Raw genomic sequence first — 8,944 nt, forward strand, 5'->3', positions numbered from 1 at the left:
CTTGAAAAACACCAATCCGCCTATCTATATCGTCGTATTCAACCAGACATTCAATCCAATAATCTATTTGACTAACAACATGATATAACTCCCCTAATCGGTTCAAATCTTCAACTGTCCTAATAGTTGAAAGTGTAGTTCTTGCTGACTGTTCCACTTTTTTTAAAGCATCTATGGCTTCAAATGTTTTCTTACTGATTACTTTTTGAAGTGTTAAATTTTTTTTCTTCGTACTCTATTTTTCTTCAATTCCAGTGCATGTACACTATCGGGGTGTTCCAAGCCATAATCTGCTATTAATATTTTAATAGCTTCATTTGTGTTCACATTTCTAGAGAGCCTTACAATATCTATAACATCCCCTGATTTCCCATCATTACATCCACTCCAACACCGAAAGGTGTTAGTTTCAGTATAAACGGTAAAACTGGGGTTCCGGTCTTTGTGAAAAGGGCAACGGATATTAAACCGATTTCGCTTTGTTCTGGAAGTTGAATAGGAAACATCTGTATATCGGTCTAACACATCTAAAATAGATATGTTATCTTTTATTAGATCGATTGATGACATAAAACCATCCTTAGATACTTTTAATTTTGATAAAGCTGGCTGTGTGAACAAGATTACCTTTAACCCTTACTTCCGTAACCTGTCTTATTCCTTATCAACAATATCGATTCCATACCATTTAAAAAAAGCATCCCTCGGAATAAGTATTCTCCTTCCCACACGTAAAGATGGAAATCCTTTTTGTTTTATTAACTCATAGGTGGAAGCCTTCGATAATCTTAGTATTTTTTGCAAATCTTCGACACGTAAGGTTAACGGATAGTTTTCTGCATAAAACTTGCTCAAACATATCTCCTCCTTTTCTAAAAACATGTATTCAACTAACCTTTCAGTTCAAATTTGGGGGTCTCTACAACTTAATTTTATCCGCGTATCTTCAGTTTTCTAAGTGTTTCATTTGCAGTCCTAATCTATCGACCAAGGCTTGGCTAGGGGTAACACCCCATCCATTTCCACCTCGGTCTTAATTTAGAATGGTATTGCTTTGGTATAACTGTGTTAATTTCTTTTTAAGCGTTAAATATGTGAGACTAATTGCATCCGGAGTAAAAACTAAATGTAGTCTTCCCTTTATAAAATGGAGGAAGATCTTCTTTTTGAACGAAGGTATTCACGAATTAGTTCTCGTTCTGTTTCCTGTAACAAAAACCATTGATGTATGCCTTCGAGGATTTCTTCTTCTGGTATTTCTGAAAAAAAAAATTTCAATTCACTTACAAGTACTCTACCATCATATTTTTTTAAAAAATTATAAATGTCCTCCATAATATCCTCCTTATACTTCCTCAGTAGATTAATATTCTTTAAATACATTGTTTCGTGGATAAACAACAAATTTGACGATTGTGTCATTTTTGTTTTTAGCTACATAGATTCACGTGATTCCTTTTTCAAATCGATACTATAAACAAACAGAATGGTACCCTTCATTTCTTCAATTGCCCGTTAGTGCTCTGGTACGGTTAACTTTCTCTAGGCGTGATTTTCATTTAAATTTACCTCCAATAATAATTGATCCGCAGGTAATCCTAATACATGTGAGATTCTGCTGATTTCTGATGGATAGGGCTTAATTCTGCCGCTTTCGATTTTACTGATTAAACTTTGATCTAATCCTGCTTGCCTTGACAATTCAGCCTTGGACATTCCAATTTTTTCTCGTTCAAAGGTAATTCTTAACATGTATTTAACCTCCTAAAATTTTCTTGACCTGGTTCTAGTTCCATGATAATATTTTTTGTAACGGTAAATCAACTATATTTACCGTGACATTTACCGTTACATTTGAAAAAAGAAAGGAGTTAGCCGCTATGAAAAATAATGATTCGATTAAGAAAAGCCAGCAATTAGGTTTTCATAAGCTTTGGAATAAATTTGAAGGCTATGAAATTGTTGAAGACTACGTCATAGGAAAGGGAATAATTAACGGTGGTTTGGATGCGCCAGCTGGCTATGCCGAACTTCCCAGCCAGGTAGCTAAGCTAAATAATAGAAAGGAGAAGGATCTAATTAAATTCTTTCAAGCTTATGGACCTTTTGGTTATCAACAATTAAAAGATGATTATTTTTCATACAAAGGCGAGCCACTAGAATGGATTTGGGCTCATGCGCAAGGGATTTACTTAGTTTTAGAACTTGCAAAATCATTGCGTGACGTTGACTTCGAAAGAATAATCAATGTTATTAAACCTTTTGAAGTGGAGACGGATATAAAGACAATTCCAAACCAAAAATTCGTTTTTAAAATAGGTGATAAAGGTAGTATCATCCAAGAACCCTATTCTGTCGGAATACTTAATAAAGAAAGTGCTTTGCATATTGCTGGAATTCTTATTCCTAACATTATCAATAGAAACATAGTGGGTATAAATGAGCAGATTTACCGACCAATAGACCAAACTGAATACATGTATAAGAGTCGATACAGTTTTACTGCCATGATTGAAGTGGTGTATTGGCACCTTAAGAATGCCATTTTAGGAGCAGAATTCAGGAGATGCAAATATTGTAATACTCCGTTTATTGTGGTGCACGGTAGTAATGAGTATTGTCCAAAGAGGCACTTTGAAAAAGAAAGTTTATGTGCTATTAATTTTCGACAAAAAGAGCGTAGAAAAAAGCTAAGGCAACAGGAAGAATAATTTTACAGGGGGAATTACGAATGCGTGGTTCAATTAAAAAAGACGGTTCATCTTGGCGGGTGGTTTATGATGCGCCAAGAGATCCTTTAACAGGTGAAAGAAAACAAAAGAAAAAGAGATTTAAAACAAAAAAGGAAGCAGAAAAATTCTTAAATGAGCAATTAAGCGCTATCGACAAAGGAACATATCATGAGCCAAAGGATATTACCTTTAGTGAGTATTTGGATTACTGGATTGAAAATCATGGAAAGCCGAATACCGCTCAAAGGACCCTTGAAAATTATCAATATATGATTTCCCAACATATAAAACCAGGACTAGGCCATATTAATATTTCTCTTTTACAACCAGCACATTTACAGGAGTATTATGTGCAAAAGCTAAACAATGGAAAAATAGATGGGACTGGTCTATCTGCCACATCAGTAAAACATCAACATAGATTAATATTCAAAGCATTAAAAGATGCAGTAAGGTGGCAATTCTTAATTAGAAATATTGCGGAAGCAGTTACACCTCCAAAAACCAAAAAAGTTGAAATGCGTACATGGGATAATGAACAAGTAAAAGTCTTTTTAGAGGCTGCTAAAGGCACTCCCTATTATCCAGTTTATTTAACGACTATTTATACAGGCATGCGACGTGGAGAGGTTTTAGGTTTGCGTTGGCAGGATGTTGATTTTGATAATCTTGTGATTTATATCAGACAAAGCTTACAGGAAGTAAAAAAGGTTGGATTAACATTCAAGGAGCCCAAATCAGGCAAAAGCAGGTCGATTACGATAACCCCAAACTTGGCAAAAGAATTAAAAAAACTTTACAAACAACAGTTAGAGGACAAGCTCTTTTTGGGACTGCTATATGAGGATTTAGATTTAGTTTTTGCACAAAAGAACGGTAAGCCCATCCAACCAACTGAAATGCACAGGAACTATCGTAAGGTGGTTGAATTAAGTGGGTTGCCCTATATAAGGTTTCATGATATAAGACATACTCATGCCACATTAATGTTGCAACAAGGTGTACATCCTAAGGTGGTCTCTGAAAGATTAGGTCATTCAACAATCGGTATAACAATGGACACCTATACACACGTTTTACCAAATATGCAAAAAGAAGCCGCTCACCAATTTGAGCAGCTTATAAAATAATATATTTAATTATAAAAATCCTTGTGACCAATTTGTGACCAAAGACAATATTTCTACCTTTAACTATACTAAAATTCCCCTTACTAACTTCATAAAAATTCCTCAAAACCCTTATGTATCAAGGTTGGCGGGACTGCGTGGGAATCGAACCCACCAGACCTGGCACGCAGGTCTCAAGCAGTTTTGAAGACTGTGGAGGAAACCAATACCCTATTCTGCCAAATATAAATCCCTTTACATCAACTTTTTAACATGTACTCTAACAGTTATATTTGTGAATCCTACACGGTTTTACTATTAATCATCACAGTCTCATTATCGTATATTTATATTGATATGATATACGCTTCGCTAAGAGAATGATTTACCCGTGGTGATGTGTTCAGCCACAAAAAAACCTCTTTTACTTATTGGGGTTTCCAATATAGCAAAAGAGGATCAACATATCATGAGCCTAATTTTAGGATTTACTTAGCTGAAAAACTAAAAAGCTTTTCTAAATTACGAACTACTTCATCTTTATTCGCCTCAACAACTTCTAGATATTGTGGTTTATCGAATAATTGAGTAATTTGCTCAGGGAATGTCTGTTTGATATTACAACGTTCAATGGATTCATTAAATTTTGCTGGGTGAGCTGTAGCGAGTGTGACACAAACCTCATTAGGTTTATTACACTTTTCGTATGCAGCGACCCCACAAGCAGTATGTGGATCTAATAAATAACTCGTTTCATCATAGTACTTACTGATGGTTTTCAAGCATTCTTCCCCTTCAACTCCATATGCAGCAAAATCCTCTTTTACCTGACGGAGCTGCTCTTCGTTCACGACAATTTTTCCTTTTGCCTTGAATTTTTCCATTAAGTCAGACACTTCTTTTGGATTTTCACCAAGCAAGTAGTACAAATAGCGTTCAAAATTGCTAGCTACTTGGATATCCATAGAAGGGCTATAGGTGCTGCGGAACTCACCAGGCTTGTATACACCATCATGGATAAAACCTTCTAAAATATTATTCTCGTTCGTTGCCATAATGAGTTTGCCAACTGGTAGACCCATTTTCTTTGCAAGATAACCAGCAAAGATATCTCCAAAATTACCTGTTGGCACACTGAAGTTAACATTCTTTACATCGCTCTCTTTTTTCACTTGGAAGTAGGCATAGAAATAATAGACCGTTTGCGCTAAAATCCGTACAAAGTTAATAGAATTTATCGCACGTAGATGATATTTATTTTTTAGATCTACATCTGCGAACAATTCCTTGATGATTCTTTGACCATCGTCAAACGTTCCTTTTATAGCCAAATTCAATACACTTTGGTCATCAACAGTCGTCATTTGTAATTCTTGTACCTTACTTACTTTGCCATGGGGATGCAAGATACAAATGCGAATGCCTTCTTTTCCTCTTACCCCTTCAATGGCTGATGCCCCCGTATCTCCTGAAGTTGCACCAAGAATATGAATTGTTTCACCAGTTTTCTTTGAAACATAGGAATATAGATTCCCTAAGAATTGCAGAGCAATATCTTTAAAAGCAAAGGTCGGACCATGGAAAAGTTCTAGAATATACATGTTATCCTTCAGCTTTTGAACAGGTGTTACTTCTGGGTGCCTGGAGGTTGAATAGCTTCTCTCGATTAATGCTTTTAGCTCATTGTCTGGAATTTCTCCTTCAACATAATAGGAAAAGATTTCGTATGCTAATTCCTGATAAGTTAACTGGGACATTGTTTCTAACTTATCTGCAGGAATTTGTGGGATTTTCTCCGGTACTAATAGTCCCCCATCATTAGCTAATCCCATTAAGACTGTATCAATAAAACCAATTTTATTTACGTTTCCACGTGTACTTACAAAGTTCATAGCTTTCCTCCATGTATATAAAAAGTTGTAAGACAATCAATTTTGGAGCGGGATATTACTATATTACTTTGGCGCTTTAATATATAAAATTTATTTTAACACAATTGATCGAATAGTCTATAAATTGTCGTTTTTGAAAGCGTTTTTTTATTATTTACATGTTTCGATAGTATATTTACTCATAATTTAGGAGGAAGCATCGCATTTCATAAGAAAGTGACGATGAAAACTCATCATCCTCAGACAGGAATGAGAAGAATGATATTGAATTATACTCTTACAAGAAAAATAATCTTGTAACAAAAATAGAGAGGTTGTGAGTTTATGATACTTTCAGATCTACAACCTAAGAAAAACTTCAGCTACATCTTCGTTCAATTTCCAGGAATGAACATGAATGTCCCTATGCTCTCGAGCGGTGAGGGAAGGGTGGTGAAAGAAGATGTTGCGTTATGTGTCCAATTAAACAGTAAAGAAAAGGTTCATCAACTCTACTTTGTCCGCACACAAAGTATCAAACCGTTTGACTTCACTGATGGAGGAATTGGAGCAAAAGCATTTTATCGAGTTGTGAAACATAAGGAAACCTCTCAAAACTCACACATAAATGAAAACGTAGATTGCGTCACGATTATTACAGATGAAGTAGGAATTGTCCAAAAGAAAACAGAAACAGGCTATGAATTCGTCTTGGTGTTAAATAAACGTGAGATTGGTACAGTCGCATCAATGGAAGATGAGGTTTTTCAACCAGAGAAAGAATCATGGCGAATTACTAAAGAATCGAATGAGCGTGTTGCCACTAAATCAGCTAGTAAAAAAAATATCGCTGTCCACGGTAGGAAAGCCAATAAGGAGATTTTCTCAGGAGGCAATGTCTTTCAGGATATCGGAGTTATGAAATCAACCCGAATTCTTTTGGAGGGCGTTAAAAGAAAAGTTACGGTCTTTTCTCCTGCGGCATTAGATTTTATCGGTCCAGGTGATCGGAACCAAACCATTTTAATAATGAGGAGGTGTTGATGAGGATCGTCCCTTTTAAATAAACTTCATACTAGTAAAATCGAAATAAAAGGATTAAATGGATAATCCTTTTCGATAGAATAAACTTTGAGAAAGGAATAAATTTTTGGCTATTAAGCCTAATACTTACTAGGAAAACTAAACGAATCCATTTATATAGGGACTTAACCAACGAGTTAAGTCCTTTTTAGGTTGTTTACATTTTTAAACTAGAAGAACCTCACCACTTTTGCAAAAAGTCACAAACATCTTCTTTCAGTACAAGCATATGATGGAATAACGATCTTTTTGCTGAGAGGGATGTTCCGACATGACTTATTATAGGTCGAAGTTAACTGCTTCAGTATATGCGTTAATCTCCATTAGTTTTTGGGGTGTTTCATTTGTATCGACTAAAGCAGTAGTTGGGAAGCTTGATCCCTATTCGTTACTTGTTCTTCGTTTTGGAATAGGAGTCTTATTTTTACTGTTGTTATTACTATTGCAGCGTACCCCACTAAAAGTCTCATTTCAATATATCCCTCATTTAATAATACTGGGCATTCTTGGGGTATTTGTGCATCAATTGCTCCAGGCGACAGCATTGTTGACGATTAATGCTTCTTCTGCTGGATGGCTCATATCACTTTCTCCCATCTTTACTGTGATTCTATCCATTCTCTTTTTGCACGAGAAGCTGACTATAACTAAGGCTGCAGGAATGGTTCTGGCCATAACAGGTGTGTTGCTAGTCACAACGACAAGAAGTGGACAATCCTTTCAATTTGTCCTGAACATCGGCTTTTTTCTCATGATATTAAGCACATTGAACTGGGCTGTTTATTCAGTGCTTTTAAAATCCTTAAAAATTCCTTATTCGCCTCTTTTAGTGACGTTTTATATGAGTTTACTAGGCTTGGTTCTTACCACACCCTTTATCATCCGGAACAAGGGGTGGGAATCCCTTTCACTTCTCACCCATACGGAGTGGGCGCATTTGTTGTTTCTGGGAGTTTTCGTTTCAGGGATTGCCTACTGGTATTGGGCTAAGGCACTTGAAGTTTTGGAAGCATCAAAGGTTTCCATGTTTCTATATTTAGAGCCAGTCTCGACTTTAATTGCTGCGGTTTTGCTTTTACAAGAAAAAGTTTTATTCATAAGTGTTGCTGGAGGAATCATAATTATAATTGGAGTCATTGTCGTTAATGGTCAGCTTGTGCCTATGTTGTTCAGCTTATTCAAGAAAAAACATCAATAGGAGGAGAGCTTTATGACGTTGACAACTAGGATAAAGAATGTCTTAGATACCCTTAGAAGCCCCTCTAAAGTCGAATTAAAAGATGCTTTATTACAATTAGATTTGAAAGTTGATGATCTTGCTCAATTGCCCGAACCAGCCGAGGGAAAGCCATACAATCGGCAGCTTCTTTATAAAAATGAAGAAGTCGAGATGCTTGTCATGAATTGGTCTCAGTTGGAGTGTGCCCCACATGATCATGGCAGCTCCCACGGCTGGATACAAGTCATCTCAGGTACCACGCTAAATTCGGTCTATGAAGTGAACGGGAATGGCTTGCCTTCAGAATTGTTTCATGATTCCTATCATATGGGGAAATATTTTTATGCACCGAAAAAAGCTATTCATAAAATGAAAGCTTCAAACAATACCGATTTGGTAACTCTCCATCTTTATTCCCCTCCAATCACAGGGATGATCGTCTATGACTTAGATAAATGTGCAGCCTGTGTCGTATCAGACGATTGTGGAGCATGGTGGCCCGAGGAACAATTTCAGAAGGTGAAGGAGATACAACTGAAGAAGGATGTTGTTACCGAAGATTGATATACTGGGTAAAATTCCATTACAAAAGTCATCTATCAAGTAATAAAGAGTGGAAAACTAATCTAATGATATGAAATATGAAAATAAAGGCACCTACCACAAGTAAAATGTACCAACTTCCTTCTTGGTAAGTTTCATCTTACACAATTAAATAAAAAAGACCGACCCTCGAATGATGAACTGTAACCCATAATATGGACAGTTTAATAAAGAGCCTATGCAACTAACAGGTGACCTCGGGTATTGTACCGGGGTCATCCTATTTAATCCCCACTGGTAACGATCATTATTGTACTCTTCGATATATGAATCCACTAACTGTTTTAGTTCACCTAAACTCTCACAATCTTTATAATCAACCTCATC

At 36.1% G+C, this 8,944-nt stretch carries 11 protein-coding genes; 5 read left to right on the plus strand and 6 right to left on the minus strand.

Going from position 1 to position 8,944, the window contains the following annotated elements:
• Positions 1 to 213: 213 nt before the first annotated feature.
• From KW850_RS34415 to KW850_RS30490, 4 genes are all read right to left on the minus strand, one after another.
• A complete protein-coding gene (locus tag KW850_RS34415; RefSeq protein ID WP_218351420.1) occupies positions 214 to 570 on the minus strand; it encodes a CHC2 zinc finger domain-containing protein in 357 nt (118 codons plus the stop codon).
• An 84-nt stretch (positions 571 to 654) separates the two neighbouring features.
• Positions 655 to 855, minus strand: coding sequence for a helix-turn-helix domain-containing protein (locus KW850_RS30480; protein ID WP_218351421.1), 201 nt, complete (start codon positions 853 to 855; stop codon positions 655 to 657).
• A 285-nt stretch (positions 856 to 1,140) separates the two neighbouring features.
• Positions 1,141 to 1,335, minus strand: a complete 195-nt coding sequence (locus tag KW850_RS30485; RefSeq protein ID WP_218351422.1) for a hypothetical protein — start codon at positions 1,333 to 1,335, stop codon at positions 1,141 to 1,143.
• A 207-nt stretch (positions 1,336 to 1,542) separates the two neighbouring features.
• Complete coding sequence (locus tag KW850_RS30490) at positions 1,543 to 1,752, minus strand: helix-turn-helix domain-containing protein (protein WP_218351423.1); 210 nt, start codon at positions 1,750 to 1,752, stop codon at positions 1,543 to 1,545.
• 128 nt (positions 1,753 to 1,880) lie between these two features.
• Between KW850_RS30490 and KW850_RS30495 the strand changes: the two genes are divergently transcribed.
• Positions 1,881 to 2,711, plus strand: a complete 831-nt coding sequence (locus KW850_RS30495; protein WP_218351424.1) for a hypothetical protein — start codon at positions 1,881 to 1,883, stop codon at positions 2,709 to 2,711.
• A gap of 20 nt (positions 2,712 to 2,731) precedes the next feature.
• Positions 2,732 to 3,862, plus strand: coding sequence for a tyrosine-type recombinase/integrase (locus KW850_RS30500; protein ID WP_218351425.1), 1,131 nt, complete (start codon positions 2,732 to 2,734; stop codon positions 3,860 to 3,862).
• Positions 3,863 to 4,329: 467 nt separating this feature from the next.
• Here the strand turns inward: KW850_RS30500 and thrC are convergent, their stop codons facing one another.
• Positions 4,330 to 5,733 (minus strand): threonine synthase, encoded by a 1,404-nt coding sequence (gene thrC, locus KW850_RS30505; RefSeq protein ID WP_218351426.1) that lies wholly within the window; start codon positions 5,731 to 5,733, stop codon positions 4,330 to 4,332.
• 324 nt (positions 5,734 to 6,057) lie between these two features.
• On the opposite strand from thrC, the gene KW850_RS30510 reads away from it, so the two are divergent.
• From KW850_RS30510 to KW850_RS30520, 3 genes are all read left to right on the plus strand, one after another.
• Positions 6,058 to 6,756, plus strand: coding sequence for a hypothetical protein (locus KW850_RS30510; RefSeq protein WP_218351427.1), 699 nt, complete (start codon positions 6,058 to 6,060; stop codon positions 6,754 to 6,756).
• A 310-nt stretch (positions 6,757 to 7,066) separates the two neighbouring features.
• The gene (locus KW850_RS30515; protein ID WP_218351428.1) at positions 7,067 to 7,993 is read left to right on the plus strand and encodes a DMT family transporter; all 927 of its coding nucleotides are present in this window, start codon (positions 7,067 to 7,069) and stop codon (positions 7,991 to 7,993) included.
• A 12-nt stretch (positions 7,994 to 8,005) separates the two neighbouring features.
• Positions 8,006 to 8,578 carry a cysteine dioxygenase gene (locus KW850_RS30520; protein ID WP_218351429.1) on the plus strand — a complete coding sequence of 191 codons (573 nt, stop codon included), beginning with the start codon at positions 8,006 to 8,008 and terminating at the stop codon, positions 8,576 to 8,578.
• A 147-nt stretch (positions 8,579 to 8,725) separates the two neighbouring features.
• Here KW850_RS30520 and KW850_RS30525 read toward each other — a convergent pair.
• Positions 8,726 to 8,944 (minus strand): IS3 family transposase (locus tag KW850_RS30525; protein WP_218351430.1); only part of this gene is annotated, 219 nt, incomplete at its 5' end.

This window comes from Bacillus sp. sid0103, from assembly GCF_019219025.1.

What these genes read in the sequence shown, in the direction of transcription:
- KW850_RS30520 (WP_218351429.1), top strand. Translation starts at nt 8,006, where the DNA reads ATGACGTTGACAACTAGGATAAAGAATGTCTTAGATACCCTTAGAAGC.
- KW850_RS30485 (WP_218351422.1), bottom strand. Translation starts at nt 1,335, where the DNA reads ATGGAGGACATTTATAATTTTTTAAAAAAATATGATGGTAGAGTACTT.
- KW850_RS34415 (WP_218351420.1), bottom strand. Translation starts at nt 570, where the DNA reads ATGTCATCAATCGATCTAATAAAAGATAACATATCTATTTTAGATGTG.
- KW850_RS30510 (WP_218351427.1), top strand. Translation starts at nt 6,058, where the DNA reads ATGATACTTTCAGATCTACAACCTAAGAAAAACTTCAGCTACATCTTC.
- KW850_RS30500 (WP_218351425.1), top strand. Translation starts at nt 2,732, where the DNA reads ATGCGTGGTTCAATTAAAAAAGACGGTTCATCTTGGCGGGTGGTTTAT.
- thrC (WP_218351426.1), bottom strand. Translation starts at nt 5,733, where the DNA reads ATGAACTTTGTAAGTACACGTGGAAACGTAAATAAAATTGGTTTTATT.
- KW850_RS30490 (WP_218351423.1), bottom strand. Translation starts at nt 1,752, where the DNA reads ATGTTAAGAATTACCTTTGAACGAGAAAAAATTGGAATGTCCAAGGCT.
- KW850_RS30495 (WP_218351424.1), top strand. Translation starts at nt 1,881, where the DNA reads ATGAAAAATAATGATTCGATTAAGAAAAGCCAGCAATTAGGTTTTCAT.
- KW850_RS30515 (WP_218351428.1), top strand. Translation starts at nt 7,067, where the DNA reads ATGACTTATTATAGGTCGAAGTTAACTGCTTCAGTATATGCGTTAATC.